Genomic DNA, 13,536 nt, shown 5'->3' with positions numbered 1-13,536 from the left:
GACCGACTCTTGAAGAGTTGCGGCGGTCTTGGTCGGGGCTGGCGTCACCGTGCGCGGCGTCGGTGACGCCGGCGGTGTCGAAGGTGGCCACCTCGTGCAGGGCGCGGACCGCGCTCGCGACGATCGGCAGGGCCAGCACCGCGCCGGTGCCCTCGCCGAGGCGCAGTCCCAGGTCGAGCAGCGGCGAAAGGTCCAGGTGGGCGAGGGCGGCAGCCGCTCCCGGCTCGACCGAGAGGTGCCCGGCGACCATCGCGGTGACCGACTCGGGGGCGATCGCAGCCGCGACCAGCGCCGCCGAGCAGGCGATGACGCCGTCGAGGATGACGGGGTGGCGGCGAGCGGCGGCGCGCAGGATGAAGCCGGTGATCGCCGCGTGCTCGAGCCCGCCGACGCAGGCCAGGACGCCGATCGGGTCCTGCGGTGACGGCCGGTGCAGCGCCAGTGCCGCGCGGATCACCTCGACCTTGCGGTGGTGGGTCTCGCTGTCGATGCCCGTGCCGAGGCCGGTGACGACACCCGGGTCGGCACCGGTGAAGGCCGCGATCAGGGCGGCCGACGGGGTCGTGTTGGCGATGCCCATGTCGCCGGTGATCAGGGTGTGCGCGCCCGCGTCGAGCAGCCGGTCGGCGACCTCGATGCCGACCTCGATCGCCCGGATCGCCTCGTCCCTGGTCATCGCGGTCTCGACCGTCATGTCCCGGGTGCCCTCGCGCACCTTGCGGTCGAGCAGGTGGGGCGAGGGCGGCAGCTCCACGGCGACACCGACGTCGACCACGGTCACGGAGGCGCCGACCTGGCGGGCGAAGGCGTTGACGACCGCGCCGCCGGTGACGAAGTTGTGCACCATCTGGGCGGTCACCTCGCGCGGCCAGGGCGTGACACCCTGCGCGTGGACGCCGTGGTCACCCGCGAAGACCGCCACGGCGGCCGGATCGACCGGCGGTGGCGGGCAGGTTCGGGCGAGCCCGGCGAGGCGGATCGAGAGCTCCTCCAGGCGGCCCAGCGAGCCGGCCGGCTTCGTCAGCCGTCCCTGCAGCTCCCGGGCCTGTGCCATCGCGCCCTCGTCCGGCGGCCCGATCGCGACGACGGTGCGATCCAGCAGCTCGCTCATGCCATGTCCCCCAACACCCCGTGCAGTACGGCGACGAATGCCTCGCTCGTCGCCGTGTCCCGGACGGCTATCCGCAGCCAGTCCCGGTCAAGCCCCGGGAACGTATCACCACGGCGGACGGCGAAGCCCCGTGATCTCAACTCCAGTCGTGCTTGATCAGCCCCACTGACCTGCACCAGAACGAAGGAACTCGCCGGGTCGGGGTTCACGACCAGCCCGGGGACCTCGCGGAGCAGCCTCACAAGATGATCCCGCTCGATAGCCAACTCCATTGCGATTCGATCGGCCGTCGAGCGGGCGAGCGGTGACGCGCACGCCGTGGCGGCCGCGAGTGCGGGGGTGCTGACCGGCCAGAGCGGTGCCACCGCGGCGAGCCGCTCGATCAGCTCCGCCGGGCCGAGCAGGTAGCCGATCCGCAGCCCGGCCAGGCCCCAGGTCTTGGTGAGGCTGCGCAGGACGAGCAGTCCGGGCAGGTCGCGGCGGTCGGCGACGGAGTGGGGCTCGCCGGGGATCGTGTCGGCGAAGGCCTCGTCGACGAGCAGGATCCGGCCGGGGCGGGCCAGCGCCTCGATCGTCGCCACCGGGTGGGCCACCGAGGTCGGGTTGGTGGGGTTGCCGATCACCACGAGGTCGGCGGACTCGGGGACCAGGGCCGGGTCCAGGGTGAACGGGGGCGCGAGGACCACCCGGTCCACCCGGTGCCCCGCCCCGATCAGAGCGGCCTCCGGCTCGGTGAACTGCGGGTGCAGGACGAGCGGGTGGCGTACCCCCAGCGGAGCCTGAGCGACCAGCGTGAAGGCCTGCGCGGCCCCCGCGGTCAGGAGCACCTCGGCGGCCGGGCGGTGGTGCCGCGCCGCGACGGCCGCGCGGGCCTCGCGCCCGTCGGGGTATCTCGCCAGGTCGTCGAGGGCGGCGCGGATCGGTTCGTCCAGCCAGGACGGGCGGGGCGCGGTGCGGACGTTGACCGCGAGGTCGACCAGCCCCGGCCCGATCTCGGTGTCACCGTGATGGGTGAGGGCCGTCATGTCGGGGTGGATCACGTCGTTAGGAGATCACAGGCCACTGTCGGCTAGCCGACGGAGGGCGAAACTTCGTCGCGTCGTTTGTCGCTTTCAATCACGTATTAGAGCGCTATGTCATACCTTGAACAGGTGATAAAGCGCACCCTCGCTGCCGCCGGGCGGCTTACCCCGCTCCTTCGAGCCGGACTGATCTCGGGCGTGGTCGTCGCCGCGGTCACGTATCCGCTCGCCGCCGTCGGCGGCCTGGGGGTCAAGGCCGGCGTCGACTATTACCAGTCCCTGCCGAGCGACCTCAACATCGTTCCGCCCTCGCAGACGACATACGTCTATGCCAACGACGGCAAGACGCTGATGACGATGTTCTATGAAGAACATCGCAAATACACCCCGATGCCGGAGATCTCGGAGAACATCGTCAACGCCATCGTGGCGAGCGAGGATGCCCGGTTCTACGAGCACAACGGCGTGGACACCAAGGGCATCGTGCGGGCCTTCGTCGCCAACCACAGCGCCGGCGAGGTCTCCCAGGGCGCCTCGACGCTGACCATGCAGTACGTCAGGGCATCGCTGCGTGACAGTGCGCAGACCCCGGCCGAGGTCATGCAGGCGACCGAGCAGACCAGCGCCCGCAAGCTCCGCGAGATGCGGATGGCGATCGCGCTGGAGAAGCAGATCAGCAAGCGGGACATCCTGGAGCGCTACCTCAACGTGGCCTACTTCGGGCACCGCGCCTACGGCATCTTCGCCGCCTCGCAGATCTTCTTCTCCAAGCTGCCCAAGGACCTCACCGTCACCGAGGCCGCCACGCTCGCCGGTCTGGTCAAGGCGCCCTCGGCGTACGACCCGGCCGCATCGGACCCGCGCGCCGCGACGGAACGCCGCAACTACGTCATCGACAAGATGAAGGAGCTCGGCTACATCACCGCCGCCGACGCAGACAAGGCGAAGGTGCTGCCGATCAAGCTGAAGATCACGGTGCCGCCGAACGACTGCATCTCGGTGCCGAAGGCCTACAACAGCTGGGGCTTCTTCTGCGACTACCTGAAGAGCTGGTGGGCATCGCAGCCGGCCTTCGGCAACAGCGCGGCCGAGCGCGAGGACAAGCTCCGCCGAGGCGGCTACCGCATCGTCACCTCGCTCGACCCGCGCATCCAGAAGATCGCACAGCGCAACGTCAACAACCAGGTCTCCGCCTACAGCAGCTTCGGCCACGGCATCGTCCTGGTGCAGCCGGGCACCGGCATGGTCAAGGCGATGGGCGTCAACCGGGTCTACTCGCTGGACCAGAAGAACAACGGCGAGCACTCCGACCCGGCCCGCCAGGGCAAGATCAGGGGCAACTACCCGAACACGGTGAACCCGCTGCTCGGCGGCGGTGACCTGCCCGGTTACCAGGCCGGCTCGACGTTCAAGCTCTTCACCGCGGTCGCCGCGCTCAGCGCCGGTTACCCGCTCAGCACGTCGTTCTACTCGCCTCAGCGGCTCACCTCGCAGTACTGGACCGGCTGGGACGATCCGAAGAGCTGCGCCGGCGGCCACTGGTGCCCGTCGAACGCCTCCGGCGCCATGACCGGTACGCAGAACATGTGGTCCGGCTTCGGCAAGTCCGTCAACACCTACTTCGTGCAGCTGGAGCAGAAGGTCGGCGCCGACCAGGTCGTCAAGATGGCCGAGAACCTGGGCCTGCGCTGGCGCTCCGACGTCGACCAGATGATGGCGAAATACCCCCGCTCGAAGGAGTGGGGCGCCTTCACCCTCGGCGTCTCCGACGTGTCGCCGCTGGAGATGGCGAACGCCTACGCCACGATGGCCGCCGACGGGAAATACTGCGAGACGATCCCGGTGCAGTCGATCACCACACCGGAGGGCAAGGCGGCGATGTGGACCCCGCCGGGAGGTGCCCCGGTCGAGATCGCCAAGCCGCGCTGCCGCCAGGCGGTCTCCGTACAGGTGGCTCGGGGCTTCACCGACATCGCCCGGTGCGTCACCGGCTACGGCGCGGCGAAGGGCGGCTGCGGCAGCTGGTCGACGGCGCCGAGCATGTACTCCTGGACCGAGCGGCCCATCGCCGGCAAGACAGGCACCACGGACGACACCCGGGCCGCCTGGTTCGTCGGGTACACCCCGGAGCTGGCTGCGGCGAGCTTCATGTCGGACCCGGACAACCCGTTCCACGTCGTCGGCGACTGGAACTACAACGTCCCGCTCTTCTCGGTGGCGTACACGCTGCGGGACGCCCTCGCCGGGCAGCCCAAGCGGAGCTTCACCCCGCCGTCGGGGCCCATCCTCGGCAACAACCGGACCGCGATGGTGCCGCGCAGCGCCACCCAGTCCACCCCGAGGAAGTCGGTCAAGCCCAAGGTGAAGGTCGTCAAGCCGAAGAAGAAGACCCGCTGATCGGCGCTGTTTCGATGGCCGGCCCCCGTGGGGGCCGGCCATCGGCGTTTACGCAGCCGCTGCGGCGCGAGCCGGTTGCCGGACGACGGTGTTCTCCCGGACCGGGCTGCTGCCCCGCAGGTCCGCGGCGACCAGGGACCAGACCTCCAGGTCGACCCGGCCGCTGTGCACGAAGCCCGAGTTGCGCAGCAGGCCCTCATAGGTGAAGCCGGCCTTCTCGGCGACCCGGCGCGACGCCGTGTTGCCCGGCGCGACCCGCAGCTCGATGCGCTGGAAGCCGTGCTCCAGGATCAGCGCCAGGGTCAGCGCGTCGACCGCCTCCGGTGCGAACCCGAAGCCCCGGACCTGGTCGGAGACGGCGTAGGAGACCTCGGTCACGCCGCTGGACCAGTCGGTCCGCTTGGTCCACAGGCAGCCGACGAGGCGCTGGTCGTCGCGCCGGATGATGCCGTAATGATCACCGGCGCCGCTGTCGCGCCGCTCGGTGGCGAGCTCCGTGCACCACGCCTTGCCCTCGATCTGCCCGAACTCGCTGGGGAAGGGCAGCCAGCGCTGCACGAGCTTGTCGCCGAAGATCCGGCCCACCTCGTCGGCATCCGACGCCTGGAGCTGGCGAACATCCAGCCGTGGCGTGGACACGGTCAGATGAGGGAATCGCCGCACCGCGACCTCCGTCATGCCGTACTCCGATCAGTCAGGGTGCTGTCAGTGCTATCAGTGATCTCTTGTGCCCGGCATCCCGTCGCGGAGCACGTTACCGGCCGGACCCGAATCGGCGCGCTCTCTGTCGCTGAGAAGTGGCTGGATGTTTTCCCGCGCCGGCCTGAGGAGTGAGGGAGCGCAGCGACCGAGCCCCGCAAGGCGCGCAGACGGCACAGCGCCGGCCTGAGGAGTGAGGGAGCGCAGCGACCGAGCCCCTCGGCTCGGCGGATCGCGGTCGGGCTAGTCTCGATCGGTGCGCACCTTCCTCACCTTTCGCTGGCTGGGCCTGCTCGCGGCGGCGATAGCGCTCGCCGTCGGCATGGTCTTCCTCGGCGTGTGGCAGCTGTCCCGCTACGAGGTGCGCGACTCGATCAACGGCCGCATCGACGCGGGCGCCGCCGGAGCCACGGCCGCGCTCGACGAGGTGCTCCCCGCGCCCACCGGTCCCGCCGGGCAGGCCGGACCGCTCCCCGCCGACGAGGCCCAGTGGCGCCGCATCGAGGTCACCGGCGAATATGCCCAGCAGCACGAGGTGCTCGTGCGCAACCGCACCGTCGGGGGCCGGGTCGGCTACGAGATCGTCACCCCGCTCGTCCTCTCCGACGGGACCGCCGTGCTGGTCGACCGGGGTTGGATCCCTCCGGACCCGGCCGGTCTGACGAAGCCCCCGGTCGTGCCCGCCCCGCCCTCGGGACGGGTCACGATCATCGGCCGCGTCCACCTCACGGAGAGCGGTGCGCAGGCTCCGGAGCAGATCAACGGCCATCCTGAGGTACGCCGAATCGGCGTCACCCAGATCGCCACGCTCGTACCTCACCCGGTGTGGGGTGCCTACCTGCTCGCCGTGGACGGCACACCCGGCTCGACCAACGCGACCGTCGGCGTGCAGCGTGAGAACTCATGGCAGAACGCCGCCTACGTGGCACAGTGGTGGCTCTTCGCAGCCCTGACCCTCTTCGGGTACTTCTACCTGCTGCGCAAGGAGATCATCGCCGCTCGGGCTCCGGCGGCCGAGCCCGCGAACGAGGCGGAGCGAGCCCGCGTCGGTTAGGGTGCGGACTATGCCCGATCCGACGTTGCCACTGCCGACGGAGCCCGTGCCCTACTTCGATCCGACCGCGATGAACCCCGTCGTGCCGCCGGACGATGGCGCCGAGACGGTCCGAGTCCCGGGCTATCCCGACGCCGAACCGGCGCTCTACGAGCCACCGGCCGCGGTCGCACCGCCGGTGAGCAGCCAGCCCGCCGTCAGCGCCCCGCCGGCGGTGAGTGCGCCGCCGGTCGCGAGCACACCGCCGCTCTACAACCCGCCGATCCAGCCCTATGTCGAGCAGCCGCCCTACCCGGAGCCGCAGCAGCCGTTCGGGCAGCCCCAGGCATATCCGCAGCAGCCCGCGTTCGCCCAGCCGCAGCCCTATCAGCAGCCTGCGGCGCAGCCCGCCCTGCCGAGCCGACCGGCGCCACCGCCACCACAGCCGCAGCAGCGACCGGCTCCACTGCCCTCGCCCGCTCCCCCGTCGCCGATCGTGGCGCAGATCGGCGATGTCCGGGTCAGCTCGACGACGGTCTACACGCCGATCGGCGAATTCCCCCTGCGCGGCTCGCAGTGGACCGTGACGGACCAGTGGCAGGCGACCCAGAAGACGCCGACCTGGGCGATCGTCCTGGCGATCGTGCTCTTCTTCTGCCTGACCATCTTCAGCCTGCTCTTCCTGCTGGCGAAGGAGGTCGTCTACACCGGCATGGTGCAGGTCGTCGTCACCAACGGCACCAAGCAGTACGTCACCCGGATCCCGGTGACCTCGCAGGTCCAGGTCTCGGGCCTGCACCAGCAGGTCAATTACGTGCGGTCGCTCGCCGCCCTCTGAGCAGTCTCCTGACGACGACGGCCGTGACCGGTGGACCGGTCACGGCCGTCGTCGTCAAGCACCGTCGTCGTCAGAGCTCGGCGACCTTCGCCAGCAGCAGGGCCTCGGCGAGGCAGACCCGGGCGAACTCGCCCAGGTGCAGGCTCTCGTTGGGCCCGTGCGCCTTGCTGTAGGGGTCCTCGACGCCCGTCACCAGCACCGCGGCACCCGGGAACGCCTCGGTGAAGGCCGCGATGAAGGGGATCGAACCGCCGACGCCGATGTCGACCGGGTCGGTCCCGTCCCATGCCTCCTTGAAGGCCGCCCGCGCCGCGTCGTAGGCCGGGCCGGTGGCGTCGATGACGATCGGGTCGCCGTCGTGCTCGAAGGTCACCTCGACCCTGGCACCCCACGGGACCTGCTTCTCCAGGTGGGACTTGACCGTCGCGTAAGCCTGCTTGCGGTCCTCGCCCGGCGCGAGCCGTACGCTGATCTTGGCCTTGGCGGTCGGCACGATGGCGTTCGGCGCGCCGGATGTCGGCGGGGCGTCGATGGCGAGGATCGAGATCGCGGGCTTGGCCCAGATGCGCTCGACGATCCGCCCCGTGCCGATGAGCTGAACGCCGTCGAGGACGCAGTTCTCCTCGCGGAACCGGTCCTCGGGGTAGTCGAGCGGCGAGGCGGTGGTGCTGAGCAGCCCCGGAACGGCGACATCGCCCTCGTCGTCGTGCAGGGTCGAGAGCAGCCGCGAGAGGGTCATCAGCGCGTCGGGGATGGCGCCACCGGCCATGCCCGAGTGCACGGCCTGGCTGAGCGTCTTGACCTCGACGAAGAGGTTGACGATGCCGCGCAGTGACGTGGTCAGGGCGGGCACGCCGGTGTCCCAGTTGCCGGAGTCGGCGATGACCATGACATCCGCACGGAGCGTGTCCTTGTGCAGCTCCAGCAGTCCGGGCAGCGAGTCGGAGCCGAACTCCTCCTCCCCCTCGATGAAGACGACGACACCGACGGGGAGCCGGTCGTCATCGGTGCCGGCGCCGAACGCGCGCAGCGCGGCGATGTGGGCCATCACGCCCGCCTTGTCGTCGGCGCAACCCCGGCCGTAGAGGCGGCCGTCCCGCTCGACCGGCTCGAACGGGTCGCTCTCCCAGAGGGTGAGGTCGCCGACGGGCTGGACATCGTGGTGGGCGTAGAGCAGCACGGTCTTACCCCCGGGCGGGGCCGGCCTGACGCCGAGGACCGCCGGGTGACCGGTGCCGATGCGGGTGATCTGGGTCTGCAGGCCGCAGCCGCGCAGCAGCTCGGCGACGGCCTCGGCCGACCGCTCCAGCGGCTCGAAGTCGAAGCCCTCGAACGCGATCCCCGGGATGCGGGCCAAGCGCTCGAGGTCGGCACGGACGCCGGGCAGCTCCCGGGTCACCGCGGCGCGGATCTCCTCAACACTGAGGGTGGGTGTCGTCATGCGGTTGATCCTATTCGCGTCAGCGCCGTCGATCAGCAGGTCCACGTTGTCCGTCGTCGCATCCTGCGCGAAGAACGCCGCCTCCCGCTCCTTCCACCGGCGCAGGGGCGCCAGCAGCGCCGGACCGTCCCGCTCGGCGAGCCTGGCCCAGGCGATCTCCGCGTCGCAGTCGATGAAGAGGGTCAGGTCGGCCCAGTCCCGCATCGCGGCGCGGGCGGCGCTGACCCCCTCGATGATCACGACATCGGCGGGCTCGACCCGGATCACGGGATCGGCGAAGCGCAGCTCGGCCCAGTCGAAGGCGCGATAGCCGCCCGCCTCGCCCCGGCGCAGCGGCTCGATCACGCCGTCGACCAGCCTCGTCCAGAAGGTGAACTGGTCGTCCCAACCGTCGAGAAGGTCGTCGGTGTGCACGGTCTCGACCGTCGCCCCGGCCCGGCCGAGCAGCTCCGCGAGCCGGGCGGCGAAGGTGGTCTTGCCGGCGCCGCTGGGTCCGTCGATCGCGATCAACCGGGACCGTCCGGCGCGGGGCGGGCTGCTGAGCACCCGCTCCACCAGCCCGTTCATGCCCGTGCGCCGGTGGCATGTTGAGTCGGGGCCCCCGGTGGCACGAAGGGCAATCCCGTCGGCGGACCGGCGTCGATCAGCCGTCGCAGCGCCGTCGTGTCCAGATGGTGTTCGACCAGGTCGCCGAGGCGTTCGAGCGTCGCCTCCCGCGCGGCGGCGAAGCTCGTCGTCCCGGCGACGGTGAAGCCGCTGCGACCGGCGAGCCAGGCCGCCAGCCGGAGGAACTCACGCCGGAACCCGTCGGACTCGAACGCACCGTGCCAGTGCGTGCCGAAGACGTTGCCGTCGGTGCAGCCGTCCTCCCCCACGAAGGGCGCCAGCCCGTCCGCTCGGCGGGAGACCCGGCCATGGTGGATCTCATAGCCGGAGATCGGGTGCCCCAGCGCCGTCCCCTCCGGCCGACCCAGGTGTTTGCGCTGCTCGAACGTGATGTCGACATCGAGCAGGCCGAGACCGCCGACGGCACCGGCACCGCTCTCGACATCGTCGTAGATCGTGCGGGACAGCATCTGGAACCCGCCGCAGATGCCGAGCAGCGGCTTGCCGGCGGCGGCATGATCCATGATCGCGTCGGCGAGCCGGCTCTCGCGCAACCATGTGAGGTCGGCGACGGTCGACTTCGAGCCCGGCAGGATGACGAGGTCCGCCTCGGCGATCTCGGCCGGCTCGATGGTGAACCGCACGCTGACACCGGGCTCGCAGGCGAGCGCTTCCGCGTCGGTGGCGTTGGAGATCCGGGGCAGCCGGACGACGGCGACCCGCAGCCAGTCCTCGCCGACGGGCGGAGCGGGCCGCCCCAGCACCCGGCCGTAGGCGAGCGAGTCCTCGGCGTCGAGCCACAGGTCGAGGTCGAACGGGAGCGTCCCCAGCACCTGTCGGCCGGTCAGCGAGTGCAGCATCGACAGCCCGGGAGCGAGCAACTCGGCCGAGCCGCGGAACTTGTTGATGACGAAGCCGCTGATCAGGTCCTGATCCTCGGGTGAGAGCAGTGCCAGCGTGCCGAAGAGCGAGGCGAAGACTCCGCCCCGGTCGATGTCGCCGACGACGATGACCGGCAGCCCGGCCTGCCGGGCCAACCCCATGTTGACGAAGTCGGTGTCCCGAAGGTTGATCTCGGCCGGACTGCCCGCGCCCTCGCACACCACCACGTCGAAGTCGCGACGCAGGTCGGCGAGGGTGGCGAAGGCGGTCTCGGCGAGCCTCGGCCGCAGCTCGCGGAAGTTGTCGGCGGTGATGTCGCCGACCGCCTCGCCGAGCAGCACGACCTGGCTCGACATGTCGCTGCCGGGCTTGAGCAGCACGGGGTTGAACCGGACGTCGGACTCCAGCCCGCAGGCGGCGGCCTGTAGAGCCTGCGCCCGCCCGATCTCGCCGCCGTTGCCGAGGGCGTCGATGGCGATCGCCGAGTTGTTGGACATGTTCTGCGCCTTGAAGGGTGCCACCCGGACACCCTGCCGGTGCAGCCAGCGGCAGACCCCGGCGGTCAGCACGCTCTTGCCCGCGTCCGAGGTGGTCCCCGCGACCAGCAGACCTCCGCTCATCGCCGTCTCGCTCCCCGCCAGGCCACGGCGAGCGCCAGCGCGCCCAGTCCCACGGCCGCGCTCAGCGTCGCCGCCCGCCGGGCGTCGCTCGCCACCGGCACGGTGCCGTCACCCAGAACCGGCCGGGTCTCCGATCGTCCGAAGTAGACGTTCTTCCCGCCCAGGCGAAGATCGAGGGCGCCGGCGAAAGCCGCCTCGCACTGCCCCGAGTTGGGTGAGGGATGCTTGCTCCCGTCGCGCCGCCAGGTCTGCCAGGTGCGCCTGCTCCCGCCGCCGACCACCGGCGCGAAGGCGGCGGTGAGCACGGCGGTCAGCCGGGACGGCACCAGGTTGGCGATGTCGTCGGCGCGGGCCGCCGCTGTGCCGAACCGCTCGTAGCGCGCCGATCGGTGCCCGACCATCGCGTCGAGGGTGTTGACCGCGCGGTAACCGATCAAGCCCGGCAGCCCCGCGACCGCTCCCCAGAACAGCGGCGCGACCACGGCGTCCGAGGTGTTCTCGGCGACGGATTCGACCGTGGCCCGGGCCAGCTCCGGCGCCGCGAGCTCGCGAGGGTCACGCCCGCAGAGGTGCGACAGCCGCGCCCGGGCGGCGTCGAGGTCGCCGGACTCCAGCGCGTCGGCCATCACGGTCGCCTCGCGGCGCAGTGTCGTGCCGCCGAGCACCGCCCACGTCGCCGCGGTGACGAGCACGAACCGGGCCCAGGGCCGCCGGGCCGTCGCCTTCTGCGCGATCACGGCGATGGCGACCGGTGCTCCCACCGCGATCCCGGTGAAGATCGCTCCGTCTCGCCGGTCGGGTGCGTAGAGCAGCCGCTCCAGCGCGGTCGCCGCCTGCCCGAACCCGGCCACCGGGTGGAACCGTCGCGGGTCGCCCACCAGCGCGTCCACCGCCGCTCCCGCAGCCATCCCGGCCGCGTCGATCCAGCCCATCCGCACGTTTGCTCCCTTGAGTCGTCGGGCGAGTGGGAGCTCCGCCCACCGCACAGAACGAGCCTATGCGGCAGGCGGAGCCCTGTTGGCGGCCGCCGGGGCTTTCGCCGCGTCGGCCGCGCCGCCGGCTAGACGGGTACGGGTTCCCGCCGCCGACGACCGCGCGGACCGGGCGTCGCGAGGCGCTCCTCCAGCGGGTCGATCGTGTGATCGTCGGATTCGTCCTCGTCACCGCCCTCGCCGCTGGTCCCCGTCTCCGGGTGCGCCACGGCATCCCGGAGGTAGGACTCGATCACCTGGGCGTCGAGGCCCCCCTCGCGCAGCACGCCCATCGGGTCGAAGTCGCCCAGCGCGCCGAGGCCGCCCAGCCCGACCGGGTCGGCGTAGGCCGGATCGCCGTCCGAGTCGTGCAGCGGGTCGTCCGGCGACAGCCCTGTCGACAGGTCGGGCGCTTCGATGGTGGCCTCGCCGCCGATGCGGAGTTCGTCGGGTGCCTCGTTGGCACTGGTCGCCGTGTTCGGCCGGTTGCGGGCGAACTTCGCCCGTCCCCGCGAGTAGTCGTGGCCGACCGAGAGCGCCTCCAACTCGTAGAGCGTGCGGTGGGTGCCCTCGCTGTCCACCCAGTCCCGGGTGTAGAGGCGCCCGAAGACGATGACCGGATCACCCAGCATGATCGACTGGGCGACGCCATCCGCCAGGTTCCGCCAGCAGTTGACGCGTACCCGAAGGCTGTTGCCGTCGACCCACTTGCCGGACTCCCGGTCGAGCCGCCGGGCCGTGGAGGCGACCTTGAAGCTCGTGACCTTCTGCCTGCTCGTGGAGGTCAATCGCCACTCCGGCGAGGTCAGGACATTGCCGATCAGAGTGATGTTTGTTTCGTTCATGGCGACAAGCTTCGCCATCGACGGGCGACCCGGGCCACGTGCTGATCTTGAAAACTGTGGACAGCCGCGCCGTGTGGACAACCCTGCCCGCGAGGGCTACGGGGCGGTAACCTCGGGGACGTGGAGACCGACATCCTGGGCGCCCCCTACGAGCAGCGCATCATCACGCTCCCCGACGACAACGAGGGGGCCGTGGTCGCCACGCTGGTGCGACGCCTCGCCGACCAGCCGAGCAAGCGCGCGGTGCTCTATCTCCACGGGTGGAACGACTACTTCTTCCAGACCCACCTCGCCGACTTCTACCTCGACGCCGGCTTCGACTTCTACGCCATCGACCTGCGGAAATACGGCCGATCACTGCTGGCGCACCAGACGCCCAACTTCATCAGCAGCATCAGCGACTACTTTCCGGAGATCGACGAGGCCGTCCGGCTGATCCGCGAGGACGGTCACGAGACGGTCGTCGTCAACGGCCACTCCACCGGCGGGCTCATCTCCTCGCTGTGGCTGCACGCGCGCGGCGGTGACGCCGTCGACGGGCTCTTCCTCAACAGCCCCTTCTTCGACATCAACGCGCCCTGGCTGGTCCGCCGGGCGGGCGGCGTCGTGGTCAGCGGGCTCGCCGGAGCCCGGCCCTACGCGACGATGCGGGTCAGCTCTCGGGGGTTCTACGGCCGCAGCCTCCACGTGGAGCACGACGGCGAGTGGAGCTACAACCTGGAGTGGAAGCCGATCAACAGCTTCCCCGTCTATCTCGGCTGGCTGAAGGCGATCCGTCGCGGGCAGCAGCGCCTGCACGCCGGGCTGTCCATCAAGGTTCCCACGCTCGTCGCCTGCTCCGACGCGACCTACCGCCAGACGACCTGGACCGACGCCGCCCACGACGCCGATGCGGTGCTCGACGTCGACCACATCGTGCGCTGGACGCCGAAACTGGGACGGCACATCACGCTCGTCCGGATCCCCGGCGGCAAGCACGACCTGACCCTCTCCCGACCTGCGGCGAGAGAGCAGACCTTCGCTGAGCTCGGTCGCTGGCTGGGTGCCTACGTCGCCGCCTGAGCCCGCCCC

At 70.9% G+C, this 13,536-nt stretch carries 10 protein-coding genes and 2 pseudogenes; 4 read left to right on the top strand and 8 right to left on the bottom strand.

Going from position 1 to position 13,536, the window contains the following annotated elements; genetic code table 11:
- Positions 1 to 55: 55 nt before the first annotated feature.
- Positions 56 to 1,102 (bottom strand): annotated as a pseudogene (cobT, locus tag F4553_RS27490) (nicotinate-nucleotide--dimethylbenzimidazole phosphoribosyltransferase); the annotation flags it as partial.
- Between the two features lie 5 nt (positions 1,103 to 1,107).
- Entirely contained in the window at positions 1,108 to 2,136 is a 1,029-nt protein-coding gene (gene cobC, locus F4553_RS27485; protein ID WP_184846974.1) for an Rv2231c family histidinol phosphate aminotransferase CobC, read from the bottom strand.
- Positions 2,137 to 2,262: 126 nt separating this feature from the next.
- Between cobC and F4553_RS27480 the strand changes: the two genes are divergently transcribed.
- The gene (locus tag F4553_RS27480; RefSeq protein WP_184841545.1) at positions 2,263 to 4,530 is read left to right on the top strand and encodes a transglycosylase domain-containing protein; all 2,268 of its coding nucleotides are present in this window, start codon (positions 2,263 to 2,265) and stop codon (positions 4,528 to 4,530) included.
- 48 nt (positions 4,531 to 4,578) lie between these two features.
- On the opposite strand, the gene F4553_RS27475 is transcribed toward F4553_RS27480, so the two are convergent.
- Positions 4,579 to 5,208: a GNAT family N-acetyltransferase gene (locus tag F4553_RS27475; protein ID WP_184841543.1), complete on the bottom strand. Its 630-nt coding sequence runs from the start codon at positions 5,206 to 5,208 to the stop codon at positions 4,579 to 4,581.
- Positions 5,209 to 5,485: 277 nt separating this feature from the next.
- Between F4553_RS27475 and F4553_RS27470 the strand changes: the two genes are divergently transcribed.
- A complete protein-coding gene (locus tag F4553_RS27470) occupies positions 5,486 to 6,283 on the top strand; it encodes an SURF1 family cytochrome oxidase biogenesis protein (protein ID WP_184841541.1) in 798 nt (265 codons plus the stop codon).
- 10 nt (positions 6,284 to 6,293) lie between these two features.
- A complete protein-coding gene (locus tag F4553_RS41260) occupies positions 6,294 to 7,100 on the top strand; it encodes a hypothetical protein (protein ID WP_246467491.1) in 807 nt (268 codons plus the stop codon).
- Positions 7,101 to 7,170: 70 nt separating this feature from the next.
- Here the strand turns inward: F4553_RS41260 and F4553_RS27460 are convergent, their stop codons facing one another.
- The 5 genes and pseudogenes from F4553_RS27460 to F4553_RS27445 all read right to left on the bottom strand — a co-directional run bounded on the left by F4553_RS27460 (position 7,171) and on the right by F4553_RS27445 (position 12,465).
- On the bottom strand, positions 7,171 to 8,541 hold the full coding sequence (locus F4553_RS27460; protein ID WP_246467669.1) for a dipeptidase: 1,371 nt from the start codon (positions 8,539 to 8,541) through the stop codon (positions 7,171 to 7,173).
- Between the two features lie 138 nt (positions 8,542 to 8,679).
- Positions 8,680 to 9,108, bottom strand: a pseudogene (locus F4553_RS41255) (uridine kinase family protein); the annotation flags it as partial.
- Positions 9,105 to 10,649 (bottom strand): cobyric acid synthase, encoded by a 1,545-nt coding sequence (locus F4553_RS27455; RefSeq protein WP_184841537.1) that lies wholly within the window; start codon positions 10,647 to 10,649, stop codon positions 9,105 to 9,107. The pseudogene F4553_RS41255 and the gene F4553_RS27455, both read right to left, overlap by 4 nt.
- Positions 10,646 to 11,581, bottom strand: coding sequence for a cobalamin biosynthesis protein (locus F4553_RS27450; RefSeq protein ID WP_184846970.1), 936 nt, complete (start codon positions 11,579 to 11,581; stop codon positions 10,646 to 10,648). Before F4553_RS27450 ends, F4553_RS27455 begins: the two co-directional genes overlap by 4 nt.
- Before the next feature lie 128 nt (positions 11,582 to 11,709).
- Positions 11,710 to 12,465 (bottom strand): single-stranded DNA-binding protein, encoded by a 756-nt coding sequence (locus F4553_RS27445; protein ID WP_184841535.1) that lies wholly within the window; start codon positions 12,463 to 12,465, stop codon positions 11,710 to 11,712.
- Between the two features lie 120 nt (positions 12,466 to 12,585).
- On the opposite strand from F4553_RS27445, the gene F4553_RS27440 reads away from it, so the two are divergent.
- On the top strand, positions 12,586 to 13,527 hold the full coding sequence (locus F4553_RS27440) for an alpha/beta hydrolase (protein ID WP_184841533.1): 942 nt from the start codon (positions 12,586 to 12,588) through the stop codon (positions 13,525 to 13,527).
- Positions 13,528 to 13,536: the final 9 nt, after the last annotated feature.

Source organism: Allocatelliglobosispora scoriae, assembly GCF_014204945.1.
Classification (GTDB): Bacteria; Actinomycetota; Actinomycetes; order Mycobacteriales; family Micromonosporaceae; genus Allocatelliglobosispora; species Allocatelliglobosispora scoriae.
Note: the sequence above shows the minus strand (reverse complement) of the source record. Positions and strands in the feature narration are given on the sequence as shown.

Bases quoted from the DNA above. Each gene is read 5' to 3' on its own strand.
- cobC (WP_184846974.1), bottom strand. From the start codon at position 2,136: ATGACGGCCCTCACCCATCACGGTGACACCGAGATCGGGCCGGGGCTG.
- F4553_RS27450 (WP_184846970.1), bottom strand. From the start codon at position 11,581: ATGGGCTGGATCGACGCGGCCGGGATGGCTGCGGGAGCGGCGGTGGAC.
- F4553_RS27455 (WP_184841537.1), bottom strand. From the start codon at position 10,649: ATGAGCGGAGGTCTGCTGGTCGCGGGGACCACCTCGGACGCGGGCAAG.
- F4553_RS27445 (WP_184841535.1), bottom strand. From the start codon at position 12,465: ATGAACGAAACAAACATCACTCTGATCGGCAATGTCCTGACCTCGCCG.
- F4553_RS27475 (WP_184841543.1), bottom strand. From the start codon at position 5,208: ATGACGGAGGTCGCGGTGCGGCGATTCCCTCATCTGACCGTGTCCACG.
- F4553_RS41260 (WP_246467491.1), top strand. From the start codon at position 6,294: ATGCCCGATCCGACGTTGCCACTGCCGACGGAGCCCGTGCCCTACTTC.
- F4553_RS27460 (WP_246467669.1), bottom strand. From the start codon at position 8,541: ATGACGACACCCACCCTCAGTGTTGAGGAGATCCGCGCCGCGGTGACC.